Genomic DNA, 17,144 nt, shown 5'->3' on the forward strand with positions numbered 1-17,144 from the left:
TATTAAATTTTTAATTAACTAACTTAAATTTCTTAACAATTCTATCTGCCATCTGATCAGGCATAAGTCCTAGTTTTTCTTTACTCTGATCAGGTGAAGCATGATCAACTAAAACATCAGGTATACCTATTCTGTAAACTGGAATGTTTATTTCATTATCGTTAAATAATTCAACTATTGCGGAGCCAAATCCACCTATTAAGGTCCCTTCTTCCATTGTTACAACTTTTTGAATCCTACTTGCTAAAGGCATAATAAGATTTTTATCGAGAGGTTTAACAAATCTTGCATTAACAATAGATGAATTAATGTTCATATTTTTTAAGATCTTTGCTGTTTCGATAGCTGATGCGACCATTGAACCATAAGCAATAATTAAAATATCTTCTCCTTCTTCAAGTATTTCAGCTTCGCCTATATTTAATGGTTCCCAACCCTCATCCATTACAGCCACTCCTAATCCAGAACCTCTTGGTATTCTTAGAGCTGTAGGACCATTATGGTTTATTGAAGTTATTAACATTCTCTGTAATTCAGACTCATCCTTTGGAGCCATCAATACAAAATTAGGTATTGATCTCATATAACTGATATCGTATTGACCTTGGTGAGTGGGACCGTCAGCTCCAACTATCCCAGCTCTATCAAGTACGAATGATACAGGTAAATTTTGTATCCCTACATCATGAATTAATTGGTCGAAAGCACGTTGAAGAAAAGTACTATAAATAGCTACAACAGGTTTAAGACCATCGCAAGACATTCCTGCCGCGAGAGTAACTGCATGTTGTTCTGCTATTCCTACATCGATATATTGATCAGGGATATTTTTTTGCAATATATCTAAACCAGTACCTGTAGCCATTGCAGCTGTAATACCAACGACTTTGCTATCTTGCTCACATATTTTTAATAAGGTTTGACCGAATATTTTACTATAACTAACAGGTTTAGGTTTCTTAGATGGAATAGATTTCCCAGTTGTAAGATCAAATGCAGACTGCGCATGATATCCAACCTGATCGGCTTCTGCGTATGAGTAACCCTTTCCTTTTGTTGTAACAACATGTACAAGTACAGGTCTTTTAAGTTTATGGGCAGCGTTAAATGTCTTAACTAAGTTACCAATATCATGACCATCAATTGGACCCATATATGTAAATCCAAGTTCTTCAAAAACAGCTCCAACCTTAGGCACAGAAAGGCGTCTAACGCTTCCTTTAATATTTTTTAATTCTTCTGGTATATCTTTACCAATTAAGGGAATATTTTTAACACTTTCTTGTACACTATCGGATAAAAATTGTAATGGCGGACTAACTCTTACCTTATTTAAGTAAGAAGAAAGGGCTCCAACTGGTGGTGAAATAGACATATCATTATCGTTTAATACAACAACTAAAGGAGTATTTGGTAAGTGTCCTGCATGATTTATAGCTTCTAATGCCATTCCTCCAGTTAATGCTCCATCTCCAATAACAGCAACACATTTATAATTTTCACCTTTTCTGTCTCTTGCTATTGCCATTCCTAAAGCAGCAGAAATAGAAGTGCTTGCATGTCCAGCACCAAAATGATCAAATTTACTTTCACTTCTTTTTAGATATCCAGCTACTCCATTTTGTTGTCTAAGGGAATCAAATTGACTGAAACGTCCTGTTATTAATTTATGAGGATAACCTTGATGTCCTACATCCCAAACAACTTTGTCGAAATCTAGATCAAGAGTTTGATATAAAGCCAATGTAAGCTCAACTACACCTAAACCAGGGCCAAGATGTCCACCGCTAGTAGATACTACTTGAAGGTGTCTTTCTCTAATTTGACAAGCAATTTCCTCTAATTGTGAAACTGTTAAGCCATGAAGTTGATTTGGATGGCTTAACTCACTTAAAAGCATTTAACAAAAATTGGTATCTATCTAATCTAAAACGTCGAGGTGCAAAATGAGTATTTTTTTGGAAATAGATCATGTAATGTTTTATTAGATTAATAATTAATGCTAAAAATATATATATGAATGATTATTTTGAAAAAATACTTCAAGCTGAAGTCTATGAAGTAGCAAAAAAAACACCCCTAGAAAAAGCTCATAATTTAAGTAATACACTTAATAATGAAGTTTTTCTAAAAAGAGAAGATCTTCAAGATGTATTTTCATTCAAAGTAAGAGGTGCATATAACAAAATGAGTAAGCTCACCAATTCTCAGCTTTCTCAGGGAGTAATTACTTCAAGTGCTGGTAATCATGCTCAAGGTGTTGCTCTTAGTGCTCTCAAGCTAAATTGCCAAGCGACAATATTAATGCCCATTACAACACCACTTGTAAAAGTTAATGCTGTGAAAAAGTTAAAAGCAAAAGTTATATTATTTGGTGATAATTATGATGAAACATACATAGAAGCTATAAGGATTAGCAAAGAAAGAAATTTATGTTTTATTCATCCATTTGATGATCCAGATGTAATAGCAGGGCAAGGAACTATAGCTATTGAACTTGAACAGCAACTAAAGGAAAAACCCTATGCAATTTATATTGCTGTTGGTGGTGGAGGATTGATATCAGGAATATCCATATATATTAAAAAAGTATGGCCTGAAGTAAAAATAATTGGTGTAGAGCCTAAAGATGCAGATGCTATGACAAAATCTTTGGAAGAATCAAAAATTGTGGAATTATCTTCAGTTGGTCAATTTGCAGATGGAGTGGCGGTAAAAAAAATTGGGGAAAATACTTTTGATATTGGCAGAAAATATATAGATAAGATGATTACCGTTAATACTGATGAAATATGTGCAGCTATAAAAGATGTTTTTGAGGATACTAGATCAATACTAGAGCCTGCAGGAGCATTATCGATTGCAGGGATGAAAAAAGATATCTTAAATTCGAATCATTCAAATAAAAAAATGGTTGCGATTGCATGTGGTGCAAATATGAATTTTGAGCGGCTTAGATTTGTCGCAGAAAGAGCAGAACTTGGTGAGTGTAAAGAAGTAATGATGGCTGTTGAAATTCCTGAACGTGCTGGAAGTTTAATTGATTTTTGTAAGTTACTTGATAATAGAAATTTAACTGAATTTAGCTACAGGATGTCGAACTCTAAGAATGCCCAGATCTTTGTAGGAGTTCAAGTCTATGGATTAAATGACAAAAAAAATCTTTTAAATGTATTTAGAAATTCGGATTATTCATTTATTGACATAAGTGATGATGAATTATCTAAAAATCATCTAAGACATATGGTAGGTGGAAGATTACCAAAGAATTTCAAAGAAATGGATAATAGAAACTTTGTTGAGCTTTTATACAGATTTGAGTTTCCTGAGAGGCCTGGCGCATTAATAAACTTCCTAAATAATATGAAATCAAATTGGTCTATAAGCGTATTTCACTATAGGAATTATGGGGCTGATGTTGGGAAAATTGTTATTGGAGTTTTAATCGATAAAAATGAGATTTTAGAATGGAATAAATTCGTAAAAATTCTAGGCTATAAATTTTGGGACGAAACTCAAAACGATACATATAGATTATTCCTTGGTGCATCAGGTTAAATTTAAGGTAAATTAGGAAAGATTTCGGTAATTAAAATCAATCAATCTGATCTAAATACCACGCCAATATCTGATATAGATCTAGTTACTAAAGTTGAAGCTGTTCTATATTTGAAAGGCAGACCTATAACAAAAAAGGATCTTTCAGAAATTACTAATTCTGATATTAACTCAATAAATGATGCAATTAAAGATCTAAAAGATAAATACTCTAATCCCAGCTCAGCAATTGAAATAAATGAGACAAATAATGGTTATTGTCTTGAACTAAAATCTAGTCTTAATGATTTTGTCGAGGATTTGCTGCCTTCTGAGTTAAAGACTTCAGAATTAAGAACCCTGGCAACTATTGCAATTAAAAAAAAGATCTTGCAATCAGATCTTATACTTCTTCGAGGTTCCGGAGCTTATGATCATATTAAAGAACTACTAGAAAAGAAATTTATTGTCAAAAGGAAGCAAAAAGATGGTAGATCATATTGGTTAACATTATCAGAAAAGTTTTTTCAAACTTTTGCTGTAAGTAATGAATATCTTTCAAATATAGGCAGCCGCAATAATAAGCAGCAATAATAAGTAAATGTTAGAATTACCTTAAATTACGACAAGTTAATGTTATCTGAGATTTTTGCAGTTCTAGGCCAAACTTTATCAATTTATTCTTTCATATTAATAATAAGAATTTTACTTACTTGGTTTCCTGGTATTGATTGGAGTAATGGTGTTTTATCTGCATTAACATCTATCACAGATCCCTATTTAAACATTTTCAGAGGTATTATTCCACCCATAGGAGGATTTGATATTTCTTCTTTATTAGCTTTTTTACTTTTAAATGTTATTCAAAATTTAATTACCAATCTCCAGTATGCAACCTTAGGATATAACTGAATTTATCTATCGTCCCCAGAACCCCCTATCTTACCTTTAGCCGCCCTTAATTTTAATTTTTCAAGGTTTTCTATAGCAACTTCCTCTAAATTGAAATTTAATTCTGTGCAAAGATTTGATATGTACCACAAAACATCTCCTATCTCTTTTTTAATACCTAATTTTGATTCATTATCAAATTTTCCATTTTTATCTCTTATAACTTTTTTTACTTTTTCTGCCACCTCGCCAGCCTCTCCAACCAACCCAAGAGTTGGATAAATATTATTTGAACCTAAATTTGGATATTGTGCAGTTTCTCGCGCTTTTTTCTGATAAGTTTTGAAATCCATAACTTAAATAACTAACTTTGGGTATGGTAAATTTATTTATATCTAGCAATATTATCTATATATGTCGAATATTGATTTAAAAAGAAGAACAAAAATAGTGGCTACTATTGGTCCTGCGACTCAATCTGAAGAGACAATAACAGATTTAATTAAAGCTGGAGTAACAACATTTAGATTAAATTTTTCACATGGAGATCATAAAGATCATGCTGAGAGAATTAAAACTATTAGAGAAGTATCAAAAAAGCTAGATATAGATATTGGAATATTACAAGATCTTCAAGGACCTAAAATAAGATTAGGGCGATTTAAAGATGGACCAGTAAAAGTTAAAAAGGGTGATAAATTTACACTGACGTCGAATGAAGTTGAATGTACAAATACCATAGCAAATGTAACCTATGACAACCTTTCACAAGAAGTTAGCGAAGGAAAAAGAATACTTTTAGATGATGGCAAAATAGAAATGATCGTAGAAAAAGTAGATATAAAAGCTAATCTTTTAAAATGCCTAGTTACTGTTGGAGGCGTTCTATCCAACAATAAAGGTGTAAATTTCCCAGATGTTCAATTATCAGTAAAGGCATTAACAGAGAAAGATAAAGAGGATTTAAAATTCGGTTTATCTGAAGGAGTTGATTGGATAGCCCTAAGTTTTGTTAGAAATCCCTCCGATATAAACGAGATAAAAGATTTAATAAACAAAAATGGGCATTCAACTCCTGTAGTAGCAAAAATAGAAAAATTTGAAGCAATTGATCAAATTGATACAGTATTACCATTATGTGATGGGGTTATGGTTGCAAGAGGCGATTTGGGAGTAGAAATGCCCGCTGAAGAAGTTCCTCTTTTACAGAAGGAATTAATAAGAAAAGCTAATTCTTTAGGAATACCAATAATTACAGCGACTCAAATGCTTGATTCTATGGCTTCGAATCCAAGACCAACTAGGGCCGAAGTTAGTGATGTTGCCAATGCGATTCTAGATGGAACTGATGCAGTAATGCTTTCAAACGAAACAGCAGTTGGCGATTATCCTGTAGAGGCAGTAGAAACAATGGCAACCATAGCAAGAAGAATTGAAAGGGATTATCCACTTAAAGCTATTGATAGCCATTTACCTAGTACGATCCCAAATGCTATTAGTGCAGCAGTTAGTAATATAGCCAGACAACTTGATGCAGGAGCAATAATCCCTTTAACAAAATCAGGTTCTACTGCTCGAAATGTAAGCAAATTCAGACCGCCAACACCTATATTGGCAACTACTACAGAAAGGAGTGTAGCTAGAAGATTGCAACTTGTTTGGGGAGTTACTCCCATAGTAGTTAAAAATGATGAAAGAACAGCAAAAACATTTAGTTTAGCTATGCAAATTGCTCAGGAGATGGGAATCCTAAACCAAGGAGATTTAGTAGTACAAACTGCAGGAACATTAACTGGTATTAGCGGATCTACAGATTTAATAAAAGTAGGTTTAGTGAGGAAGATTGTTTCAAGAGGAATTTCAATAGGAGAAATAGGTGTCACTGGTAAAGCAAGAATAATAAAAAATAATCTTGATATGTCCTTAATTTGTCCAGGAGAAATATTATTTGTTCCAGAGGAGTTAATGAAAAATATTCCACTTAGTAAAAATATAGCGGGTATTGTTACAAACCAAAATGTAAATGATGTTTACAGCTTGTTTAACAAAAATAATAAAAAAGTTTCTACAATTTGTAATTTAGATAATATTGATAATCATCAAATTTGTAATGGTGACCTTATCACATTGCAACTTAATGAAGGTGTTATCTACATGGGGCAAATTGAAGACGATGAAGCAATAGATAAATATAAATATGTCTAGGAATATCTCAATAAAAGAAGCCTTAGGCATGGCTACAAAAACATTAGTATCGAACAAATTGAGAAGTTCATTAACAATGTTGGGAATTATTATAGGAAATGCATCAGTTATTACACTTGTTGGACTTGGAAGAGGTGCTCAAACATTAGCAAAAAACCAATTAAGTAATTTAGGTGCCAATGTTTTATTCATTGTTCCCGGAAATAATGACACAAGAAGAAGAGGTATTTCATTTCCTAAAAACCTAGTTTTAGAAGATGCAGTAGCAATTAAGAATCAGGTACCAACAGTTAAAAAAGTTGCTCCTCAAATCTCTGCTAACGAAATAGTGCAATCAAATTCAAAAAGCCTAAATATATCAATTGCAGGAGTTACTCCTGAATTTCTTGAAGTAAGGAGTTTTGAAGTAGATAAGGGAAGATTTTTATCAAAAAGTGATGTTAATAGTGCAAGAAGTTATGTAGTAATAGGGCCTGATTTAAAAGATGAATTTTTTAGAGACGAATCTTCATCACTTGGAAAAAAAATCAGAATAAAGGATCATACTTATGAAATTATCGGAATATTAAAGCCAAAAGGTGCGGTATTTGGAAGCAATCAAGACAAAAATGCTTATATTCCATTAAGCACCATGGTGAATAGAATTACTGGGAAGGATCCTACATATGGTGTAAGTTTGAGCTTTATTAGTGTCGAAGCGATAAATAAAAATGCTACAAGTGCTGCTAAATTTCAAATTACTAACTTATTAAGGCAAAGACATAAAATAATGAGAGACGATGACTTTGCAGTTAGATCGCAAGAAGATGCTCTTAATATAGTAACTAACATAACGAGTGGGCTTACTTTTTTATTGGCAGGTATTGGGGCAGTATCCTTAGTGGTTGGAGGCATAGGAATCATGAATATTATGCTTGTTTCTGTTAGCGAAAGAACTGAAGAGATTGGTCTAAGAAAAGCAATAGGAGCTAAACAGTCAGATATATTAATTCAATTTTTAATTGAGGCGTTGATTTTATCTACCATTGGAGGATTAATAGGAACAACAACAGGATTATCAGGTGTTTTTCTCTTATCTCTGATAACACCACTTCCTGCATCTGTAGGAATTACTACAACTTTCTCTACAATGATTATTTCAGGTTCAATAGGTTTAATCTTTGGTGTTTTACCTGCAAAAAGAGCTTCTAAATTAGATCCAATTGTTGCATTGAGAAGTTTATAAATAGAATTTATAATCATGCTCAATATTTACAAATTAATTGAGATATTAGTGAGTCTTCAATCACTAGTAATTACTACAATGCTACCTGTTTATATTCGATTACCATTTATCGATAAATCTAGTAATATTTTTGAGATGCCTATCACATGGCAACTTCCAACAATGATTTTGCTAACACTTTTATTTCGCAAAAAAGTTGTTTTCATAGCATTATCTTTATATATAATTTTAGGATTATTTATATCTCCAGTCTTTCATCAAGGAGGTTCAATAGGATATTTGCTCACTCCAAATTTTGGTTATTTATTGGGTGTATTTCCTTTAATACAAATAATTGATAATTTAAACAATAGAAATAAAATAAATGTTGGCAACTTTTTAAAAAATGGATTCATAGCAATATGTGCTATGCATGCGACTGGAATAGTTTACAATCTTTTACAAGTAATTTTTTACAGCCAATTTAATATATTTTTTTATAATTTAGGGAAATACTCAGTAGGTAAAATTGGATATCATTTTTTAACACTTTTTCCATTATTACTACTTATTAAGCCTTTAAAACGTTTAAAACATAACAAATAATGATTACTAAAATACAAGCAAAGTTATATTTTTTATTTATAAGTGTTTTTATTATTCTAATAGATCAATTTACGAAATATTTAATGATTTATAATAAAAAATTTATAAATAAAGATTTTCTTTTATTTAGATTAGACTTTGTAAAAAATTATGGAGCAGCGTTTAACATATTTAGTGGTAATAGAATTTTTTTATCATTAATAAGTATTATTTTTTCAATATTACTTATTTATTTAATATATAGGAAAAATACTCTAAACCAACTTGATCTTTTTGCTTATAGCTTTATACTTGGCGGAACTATTGGTAATGGAATAGATAGAATTTTAAAAGGTTTTGTAATTGATTTTATAAATTTAAATATTATAAATTTTCCGGTATTTAATATTGCTGATATATCTATTAATGTTGGGTTTATTTTTTTAATCTATAGAATATTTAGAAACAAACAATAATATGAATTACTTGAAATTTAAATATATAAAATATATTATTTATATTTTATTTCTATATATTTTATTTGCGATATTAATAAGAACAGTCAATATTTATACGATTTTATTTTTAATAATAGTTATGTATATCTTTTATAACATTGATAAAAAACTTTTTAAAAAAATAGTTTTTAAAGTTATTTACAATAATAAAAAAAATGCGCTTTCATTCAAAAATACATATGGTGCTGCCAAGATAAGTTTGGAAGGGGTTGAGAAAATTAATAAAAAAATTAACGATAAAGTAAAAGTAGAATTGTTAAATTACCAAAAAAATAAACTAGAGGCCCAATTAAGAACAGGAGATTATAACGTTACTCTGTTTGGAGCAGGTTCTTCAGGAAAAACATCGATAGCAAGATCTTTATTGAAAAATATTGTCGGACAAACATCAGCAAAAATAGGGACCACAAAGCAAATTAATAGCTATAAAATTCGCATCCCAATCTTAAAAAGAAACATTAATATTGTGGATACTCCTGGTTTATTCGAACCATCTAAATTAGGAGAAGAAAGAGAAAAAGCGACGATTATACAAGCATCAAATTCTGATTTAGTTCTTTTTGTCTTAGATCAGGACATAAATAAATACGAAAACTATTTAATTAAAGAATTATTGAAAATAGGAAAAAAAATAATAGTAGTTCTAAATAAATGTGATTTGAGGTCCAGAGATGAAAATAAACTCATCAAAGAAAATATAATTTCTATAACTTCCGCTAGAAAAAATAGAATATCAGTTGTTCAAACAATTGCGGTACCTCAACAATCTCCCTATATAAAATCAGATACTTTAAATTTAATTCCAGAAGTAGGAAGTTTATTTAGAGAAATAATTGAAACGCTAGATAATAATGGTGAAGAATTATTGGCGGATAATATTCTTTTTCGTTCAAATAAGTTAGGTATTAAAAGTAAAAATTTCGTGCAAGAACAAAGGTATTTGATGTCAAATAAAGTGATTAATAAATATATGTGGATAACAGGAGGAGTTATACTAGTTAATCCACTACCCGCTGTTGATTTCCTAACTACTACCTCCGTAAACTTACAAATGATAATGGAACTATCAAAAATATATGAAATAAAGCTTACAAAAAAAGATGCAAAAGATTTGGCTAAATCACTACTAAGCGCATTGGCTAAACAAGGAATATTAAAAGGGGGTCTCGCCATTATTTCTCCTGCTTTAGCTACAAGCTTGACTAAAATAATATTGTCTAAATCTATACAATCAGTTACCGCAGGCTGGTTAATAAGAATAGTGGGATTAAGTTTAGTTGAATATTTTAAAAATGGGCAAGATTGGGGAGATGGAGGAATTCAAGAAGTAGTTGATAAGATTTATAGAATAAGTAAGAGAGAGGACATATTAAACAACTTCGTGAAAGAAGCTATTTCAAAAATTGAAATGAAAAAGTATTTTAAATCAAATAAAAGATTGCCTCCATTTACTAGGTAATATTGGATAATTGATCATTTAGATAAGTTCTAAAATCAAAGATAGTTATTAAGAGTAAGTAAGCAATACAAATAGCTATAGAGATAAACCCTGTTACTATTGCAATAATTTTTGGTCTACCCATATTCATTAGTTAAGCATCTAAAAGTCTCAAAAGTTCTTCAATATGAGATTCTTTTGTATTGTAATTTCCCATGACAACCCGTAAAAAATATTTGCCTTTAAATTTTGGTCTAGAAAGCATAAAATTATTGTTAATTAGTTCATTAATTTTAGTTTGAGTCCATGCATCAGAGTCTTTTGGCTCAAGTTCCTTTGGTAAGAATGATACAATATGAAGAGGACCTGAATATAAGTCAAATTTATTTTTACAGATATTTTTTATAAAAAAATCTTTTCTTTTTATTGATGAGTTTAATATATTTTCTATTCCATTCAGACCTAAAAAACGTAACCCAAGCCATAGTTTAATAACCTCTGCAGGTCTAGAACCCTGTATGCCTATTTCTCCTCTATTTATGACATCTTCTTTAGATGATAGGTAAGGAAGTCCAGTAGAAAATGTATTTTCTAAAGTACTCATTTCTGAAACTAATAATAAAGATGATGTCTTTGTTATGCCAATTATTTTTTGAGGATTTATTGTTATGGAATTAGCCTGATTAATATTATTTAAACCTTCTATAGGAATTGAGGTTATGGCATAAATGCCTCCAATGGAGCCATCGATATGAAGCCATATATTTCTTTCTTTGCATATTTCACTTATGTCTTTAATAGGATCAATTGCTCCTCTTACAGTTGTGCCTAGAGTGGCAACAATAGCGAATATTTTTTTATTATCAATAAAACATCTATCTATAGTTTGTCTAAGATTTTGTATATCAATAATGCCGTTATTATCAGTTTTAATCCTGATAAGATTTGCTTCATCAAGACCCATTATTCTTATACATTTAATGAAGGAGGAATGAGCATCTTCACTAACAAGTAATACAGAATTGGGATCTGAACCTAATCCAGAATTATGTCTAGCTGCTATAAGTGCATTCAAATTACTTAAAGTACCTCCGCTAGCTGCTATGCCTCCTGAAGAATCATTAAACCCTATTTTCTTTGCAAACCATTTACATAATGATTCCTCAAGAAGAGTAATACTTGGAGATAACTCGTAAGCAAGAAGATTATTATTTAAACCAGCAGCAATTAAATCGCCTAAAATGGAAAATATCAAAGGGGGAGGATCCAGATGAGCTAAAGAGCCGGGATGAACTGGATTGAAAGAATTATTTAGTAGGGATTGAATATCAGAAAACAAATCTTCTGTAGAATTACCATCCTCATCAGGCATTAAGCACTTGAAATTCTCATCAAATGGTAATGGACCATATTTATCAGCTTTAGAGAACCAGTCACAAAGAATTTGAGTTGTTTTATTTAGGAGAGTAATTAAATTATCGTTAGTCCCTAAATACGAAGGGAAGTAAATATCTTTATTATTAATTAAATCTTCAGTCATCAGATAAGATATCTACTAATAAGTTTATTATTAATATTGGTAAATGAGGTATATTTTTGAAAATGTAAATAGTAATTATGATGAACAGAAAGAAAAAAATATTTTAAAATATACAAGATGGATGAACTCTATTTTAAGAAGATCAGAAGAAATTGGAAAAGTTGAGTTACCAATCTGTTCAATAATTTTAGATGAAAGAGGAAGATGTATTGGAAGAGGAGTTAACAGGAGAAATTTGAATAATGATCCTTTAGGTCATGCTGAAATTATGGCTCTAAGGCAGGCATCTCTAATAAAAAATGATTGGAGATTTAATGAATGTATTATCATCACAAATTTAGAACCATGTACAATGTGTGCATCGGCGCTTATTCAAGCAAGGATGGGTAAAGTTGTTTTTGGTGCCTACGATAAGAAAAGAGGTGGATTAGGCGGCTCAATTGACTTGTCAAAGCATAAAAGTTCTCATCACAAAATGGAAATAGAAGGAGGTATTTTAGAAGACGAATGCAGTAAAATTTTACAATTATGGTTTAAAAAGTTGAGGACTCAAAAATAGCATATTTTTTTAACTCAGTATCAAATAAATTTAATAATCTGTCTACATTCTCCTCGCTTGAGTTAAAGCCCATTAATCCTATGCGCCATACTTTACCAGACAATTCTCCAAGTCCATTTCCTATTTCTATTCCAAAGTTTCTTAAAAGATGATTTCTAAAACCATCTCCATCAACTGCAGGTGGTATCTTTACTGTTGTAAGAGTTGGCAATCGATAATCCTCTGATACATGTAATTCCATTCCTAAACTTTCTAAACCTTTCCATAGTTTCTTTGCATTAGTATTATGCCTATACCAAACATTCTCTAAACCTTCTCTTGCAATTAATCGTAAACCTTCTCTAATAGCAAAATTCATATTTACAGGGGCAGTATGATGGTAAACCCGATCAGAACCCCAATATTTATTTAAAAGAGATAAATCTAAATACCAGTTGGGAACTTTTGTTTTTCTTGAACTTAGTTTATCTTCAGCTCTCTTATTCATTGTAAAAGGACTTAGTCCAGGCGGGCAGCTTAATCCTTTCTGGCTACAACTATACGCCAAATCTATTTTCCACTCATCTATTAATAGTTCTAGAGCCCCAAGGGAAGTAACAGCGTCAACTAAGAATAAGCAGTTATTTTTTCTGCATACATCACCAATTCCGTTAAGAGGTTGTAAAACCCCACTTGATGTTTCAGCATGAACAATTGCAAATATAGCAGGTTTTTTAGTCTCTATTTCATACTTAATTTCTTCATAAGAAAAAGATTCCCCCCAAGTTTTTTCTATAACAGATACATCTGCTTTATATCTAGTTGCCATATCAACAAGTCTGTCTCCAAAATATCCTTTTTTAGCGATAAGAATTTTTTCTCCTTCCTCTATAAAATTAGCTATTGAAGCTTCCATAGCTGCACTTCCAGTACCACTCATTGGAAGAGTCAGACGATTATTACATTGCCAGGTATATCTTAGAAGTTGTTGAACATCAGACATCAATGAAATATATGCTTCATCCAAGTGACCGATTGGATTTAAGGAAAGAGCATTTAGAACTTCTGGATGTGCGTTTGAAGGGCCAGGACCTAATAGAAGTCTAGAGGGAACATAAGTCTTTGAGAAATGAGATAAATTCTCTTTATTTAAAGCCGGAATAAGTTTTGCTTCTGTCAAAGCATTACATTCAATTACCTTTAAATTAAACTAATATCGTCACATAAGCGATATTTATTTAAAGAAATTAATTCAATTTAAATAATTAAGTAAATAATTATTAAAGTTATGACTTGAAACACTGAAAGAAGACGCCTAGTGTTGAAAAAAGTTACGGTTGATACATAATAAGAGTCATCAAGTTATTAATTTCATATAAGGTATCTCAATAATTATGTCTAAGTCTCCACAAGATGTTTTAAGTCAAATTAAAGATGAAGGAATTGAACTCATCGATTTAAAATTCACAGACATCCATGGTAAATGGCAACATTTAACTCTTACATCAGACATGATAGAGGAGGATTCATTTACAGAAGGTCTAGCATTTGACGGTTCATCAATAAGAGGTTGGAAAGCAATTAATGCCTCGGATATGTCAATGGTGCCCGATGCAAGTACAGCTTGGATAGATCCTTTTTATAAACATAAAACTCTAAGTATGATTTGCTCTATTCAAGAGCCTAGAAGTGGAGAGCCTTATGATAGGTGTCCAAGAGCATTAGCCCAAAAGGCATTAAAATATTTAGATTCAACTGGTAAAGCAGATACTGCATTTTTTGGGCCAGAACCAGAATTCTTTTTATTTGATGATGTTAGATATGACTCTAAAGAAGGAAGTTGTTTTTATAGTGTAGATACTATTGAAGCACCTTGGAACACAGGGAGAATTGAAGAAGGGGGAAACTTAGGATACAAAATTCAATATAAAGAAGGATATTTTCCAGTAGCTCCTAATGATACTGCGCAAGATATTAGATCTGAGATGCTTCTTCTTATGGGTGAATTAGGTATTCCCACAGAAAAACATCACCATGAAGTTGCTGGCGCCGGCCAACACGAGCTAGGAATGAAATTTGATTCGCTAATAAATGCTGCTGATAACGTTATGACTTACAAATACGTTGTCAGAAATGTTGCCAAAAAATATGGAAAAACTGCAACATTTATGCCCAAGCCTGTTTTTAACGATAACGGAACCGGAATGCATGTCCACCAAAGTTTATGGAAAAATGGACAGCCACTATTTTTTGGTGAAGGAGCATATGCAAATTTATCTCAAACGGCTAGATGGTACATCGGAGGCATACTTAAGCATGCCCCTTCTTTCCTAGCATTTACTAACCCAACTACAAATAGTTATAAACGATTGGTTCCAGGATTCGAAGCACCTGTAAATCTAGTTTATTCTGAGGGTAATAGATCTGCGGCAGTCAGAATACCTTTAACAGGTCCAAGCCCTAAAGCTAAAAGATTAGAATTTAGATCAGGTGATGCACTTGCAAATCCTTACTTAGCATTCTCTGTAATGATGCTTGCAGGTATTGATGGAATTAAGAATCAAATTGATCCTGGTGATGGAGTTGATGTAGATTTATTTGAACTTCCAGCTGATGAACTTGCGAAAATTGATACAGTACCTTCATCTTTAAATGATTCACTTAATGCGCTAAAAGCAGATAAGGATTATCTATTGGCTGGTGGAGTATTTACAGAAGATTTTATTGATAACTTTATCGATATAAAATACGAAGAAGTTCAACAACTAAGACAAAGACCTCATCCACATGAATTCTTTATGTATTACGATGCATAATTAAAAGAAAAAATTATTTTAAATTAATCAATTTGAGAAATTTCACAAAATATTCTCAAATTGATTTTTTTTTTGTTGGAATGTATATATATAAAATAAAAAATGGCTAGGGAATCTATTTCAAAAATTGCATATAAAACGCTACAACAGAGTAAAAGCATTGCAGGTTTTGCACATAAGCAGATAAGTTCAAGATTAATGAATTTTATTCTTCCCGATTCGAAACTTGAAAATTTTGATATTGATAAGGATCTCCTGATAAAAATACAAAATTCAATGGATATCTTAAGAGAAGAAGATTGGAATGATGCAGAAAAAAATATATATCCAAAAAAATTATTATTTAACGAGCCATGGCTCAGATATCTAACTCAATATCCCAAAATTTGGCTCGATATGCCTAACACATGGGATAGACGCAGAAGACAAAACTTTGACGACCTACCAAAATCAATTGATAAAGATAATTATCCTCAATATTACTTGAGAAATTTTCATCATCAAACAGACGGTTATTTATCTGATTTTTCAGCTAGCATTTATGACCTACAAGTAGAGATCCTTTTCAACGGAAGTGCTGACTCAATGAGGAGAAGAATTATTAAACCAATAAAAGAAGGACTTGAAATTTTTAACGATAGAAAAAAAAGTTCTATAAAAATACTTGATGTAGCTACAGGATCTGGAAGAACATTAAAACAATTAAGAGCCGCATTTCCTAAAGAGAAAATTACCGGAATTGATTTATCTGATTCATACTTGAAAGAGGCAAGTAGATATATTTCAGATTTAGATGGAGATTTAATTCAGTTAATAAAAGGTAATGCAGAAGAATTACCTTTTGAAAATGATAATTTTCAATGCATTTCTTGTGTTTACTTATTTCATGAATTACCTAGAACAATTAGAGCTAAAGTATTAAATGAATTTTTTAGAGTTCTTGAACCTGGAGGGATATTAGTGTTAGCTGATTCAATTCAAATAAGTGATTCGCCTGACTTTATATCCATAATGGAAAACTTCTATAAATCTTTTCATGAGCCTTTTTATTGTGATTACATAAAAGAGGATATAGATTCTAAAATAGAGGAAGTAGGGTTTAAAGATGTAAAATCAAATTCCTTTTTTATGACCAAAGTTTGGTCTGCTGTAAAGTAAAAAAAAAATTCTATGACCTATTGGGATAAAGATACTATTCAGCTTGTTCAAAGTCTTAATGACAAATTAAAGATTGATCATTCTAAATGGCATAAAGATAAAGGAAATAAATTTAAACGATCTGCAGAACTAATTTCGGCGGGATTATGCCATTTAATTATTTCTAGTAATGAGAAGGAAACTATTGAATATATAGAAGAAAGTATTAAATGGTTAAAAGAAATAAACGTAGATCAACCTTGTCCTAGTAAAAAATCACCTTTTTAATGCCAACTGAAGCCTATTACCTTTACTACTCCATCTAATATCATCAAAACATTCATTAATAATGTATAATCCTCGGCCATTTACACTACTTAATTTTTTGGGTAATTTGTAATCCCTTTTTTTTATTTCTAAACCATTACCTTGATCTTGAATTTGCCAAACACACCAATTTGGAGTAATTATTCTTCTTACTCTAATATTTTTTTTGGGATCTAATTTATTTCCATGTTTTACTGCGTTAACTAGAGCTTCATGTAAACCAAGTTTTATAAGATAGCTTGATTGAGAATATTTAATAGGTTCTAATAATTGATCGACGAATTCATTTAACTGTAATGATGATTCGAATTCGTAGTTTGACCAGTTAATATTTGGTCTTTTAAAAAATTTTTTTAAAATATTTTTGCCCCGAAATAAGGACATAATAATATTTTGATACTTATTTAA

The 17,144-nt window shown here is 31.1% G+C and carries 17 protein-coding genes; 12 read left to right on the plus strand and 5 right to left on the minus strand.

Features of this window, described 5'->3' with window-relative positions; translation table 11 throughout:
* Positions 1-10: 10 nt before the first annotated feature.
* Positions 11-1,900, minus strand: coding sequence for a 1-deoxy-D-xylulose-5-phosphate synthase (gene dxs / locus EV01_RS02745; protein WP_032523306.1), 1,890 nt, complete (start codon positions 1,898-1,900; stop codon positions 11-13).
* Between the two features lie 116 nt (positions 1,901-2,016).
* On the opposite strand from dxs, the gene ilvA reads away from it, so the two are divergent.
* The 3 genes from ilvA to EV01_RS02730 all read left to right on the plus strand — a co-directional run bounded on the left by ilvA (position 2,017) and on the right by EV01_RS02730 (position 4,449).
* Complete coding sequence (gene ilvA, locus EV01_RS02740; protein WP_032517082.1) at positions 2,017-3,558, plus strand: threonine ammonia-lyase, biosynthetic; 1,542 nt, start codon at positions 2,017-2,019, stop codon at positions 3,556-3,558.
* Positions 3,559-3,624: 66 nt separating this feature from the next.
* On the plus strand, positions 3,625-4,131 hold the full coding sequence (gene scpB, locus EV01_RS02735) for an SMC-Scp complex subunit ScpB (RefSeq protein WP_032517081.1): 507 nt from the start codon (positions 3,625-3,627) through the stop codon (positions 4,129-4,131).
* Positions 4,132-4,170: 39 nt separating this feature from the next.
* Positions 4,171-4,449, plus strand: a complete 279-nt coding sequence (locus EV01_RS02730) for a YggT family protein (RefSeq protein ID WP_032517080.1) — start codon at positions 4,171-4,173, stop codon at positions 4,447-4,449.
* Positions 4,450-4,451: 2 nt separating this feature from the next.
* Here the strand turns inward: EV01_RS02730 and EV01_RS02725 are convergent, their stop codons facing one another.
* Positions 4,452-4,781: a nucleoside triphosphate pyrophosphohydrolase family protein gene (locus EV01_RS02725; RefSeq protein ID WP_032517079.1), complete on the minus strand. Its 330-nt coding sequence runs from the start codon at positions 4,779-4,781 to the stop codon at positions 4,452-4,454.
* A 61-nt stretch (positions 4,782-4,842) separates the two neighbouring features.
* On the opposite strand from EV01_RS02725, the gene pyk reads away from it, so the two are divergent.
* From pyk to EV01_RS02700, 5 genes are read left to right on the plus strand one after another with little or no spacing between them, the layout of a single operon-like run.
* Positions 4,843-6,633, plus strand: a complete 1,791-nt coding sequence (pyk, locus tag EV01_RS02720) for a pyruvate kinase (RefSeq protein ID WP_032517078.1) — start codon at positions 4,843-4,845, stop codon at positions 6,631-6,633.
* Positions 6,626-7,858, plus strand: coding sequence for an ABC transporter permease (locus EV01_RS02715; protein ID WP_032517077.1), 1,233 nt, complete (start codon positions 6,626-6,628; stop codon positions 7,856-7,858). Before pyk ends, EV01_RS02715 begins: the two co-directional genes overlap by 8 nt.
* Positions 7,859-7,873: 15 nt before the next feature.
* A complete protein-coding gene (locus tag EV01_RS02710; RefSeq protein WP_032517076.1) occupies positions 7,874-8,443 on the plus strand; it encodes a biotin transporter BioY in 570 nt (189 codons plus the stop codon).
* On the plus strand, positions 8,443-8,898 hold the full coding sequence (gene lspA / locus EV01_RS02705) for a signal peptidase II (protein ID WP_032517075.1): 456 nt from the start codon (positions 8,443-8,445) through the stop codon (positions 8,896-8,898). The genes EV01_RS02710 and lspA overlap by 1 nt, the downstream gene beginning before the upstream one ends.
* Position 8,899: 1 nt before the next feature.
* Complete coding sequence (locus EV01_RS02700) at positions 8,900-10,399, plus strand: GTP-binding protein (protein ID WP_032518585.1); 1,500 nt, start codon at positions 8,900-8,902, stop codon at positions 10,397-10,399.
* A gap of 133 nt (positions 10,400-10,532) precedes the next feature.
* On the opposite strand, the gene EV01_RS02695 is transcribed toward EV01_RS02700, so the two are convergent.
* Complete coding sequence (locus EV01_RS02695; RefSeq protein ID WP_032517073.1) at positions 10,533-11,918, minus strand: pyridoxal phosphate-dependent decarboxylase family protein; 1,386 nt, start codon at positions 11,916-11,918, stop codon at positions 10,533-10,535.
* Between the two features lie 43 nt (positions 11,919-11,961).
* Here EV01_RS02695 and EV01_RS02690 point away from each other — a divergent pair, with 43 nt between their 5' ends.
* Positions 11,962-12,477 (plus strand): nucleoside deaminase, encoded by a 516-nt coding sequence (locus tag EV01_RS02690; protein WP_032517072.1) that lies wholly within the window; start codon positions 11,962-11,964, stop codon positions 12,475-12,477.
* Here the strand turns inward: EV01_RS02690 and EV01_RS02685 are convergent.
* A complete protein-coding gene (locus EV01_RS02685; protein WP_032517071.1) occupies positions 12,452-13,636 on the minus strand; it encodes a pyridoxal-phosphate-dependent aminotransferase family protein in 1,185 nt (394 codons plus the stop codon). The genes EV01_RS02690 and EV01_RS02685 overlap by 26 nt on opposite strands.
* A gap of 214 nt (positions 13,637-13,850) precedes the next feature.
* Here EV01_RS02685 and glnA point away from each other — a divergent pair, with 214 nt between their 5' ends.
* The 3 genes from glnA (at position 13,851) to EV01_RS02670 (ending at position 16,697) form a co-directional block, all read left to right on the plus strand.
* Positions 13,851-15,272, plus strand: a complete 1,422-nt coding sequence (gene glnA, locus EV01_RS02680; protein WP_032523307.1) for a type I glutamate--ammonia ligase — start codon at positions 13,851-13,853, stop codon at positions 15,270-15,272.
* A gap of 102 nt (positions 15,273-15,374) precedes the next feature.
* Positions 15,375-16,430 carry a class I SAM-dependent methyltransferase gene (locus EV01_RS02675; RefSeq protein ID WP_032517069.1) on the plus strand — a complete coding sequence of 352 codons (1,056 nt, stop codon included), beginning with the start codon at positions 15,375-15,377 and terminating at the stop codon, positions 16,428-16,430.
* A gap of 12 nt (positions 16,431-16,442) precedes the next feature.
* Positions 16,443-16,697, plus strand: a complete 255-nt coding sequence (locus EV01_RS02670; RefSeq protein WP_032517068.1) for a DUF6439 family protein — start codon at positions 16,443-16,445, stop codon at positions 16,695-16,697.
* Here EV01_RS02670 and EV01_RS02665 read toward each other — a convergent pair.
* A complete protein-coding gene (locus EV01_RS02665) occupies positions 16,686-17,120 on the minus strand; it encodes an ATP-binding protein (RefSeq protein WP_032517067.1) in 435 nt (144 codons plus the stop codon). The two genes, EV01_RS02670 and EV01_RS02665, sit on opposite strands and share 12 nt — an antisense overlap.
* Positions 17,121-17,144 lie beyond the last annotated feature (24 nt).

This window comes from Prochlorococcus marinus str. MIT 9401 (assembly GCF_000760095.1).
GTDB lineage: Bacteria > Cyanobacteriota > Cyanobacteriia > PCC-6307 > Cyanobiaceae > Prochlorococcus_A > Prochlorococcus_A marinus_I.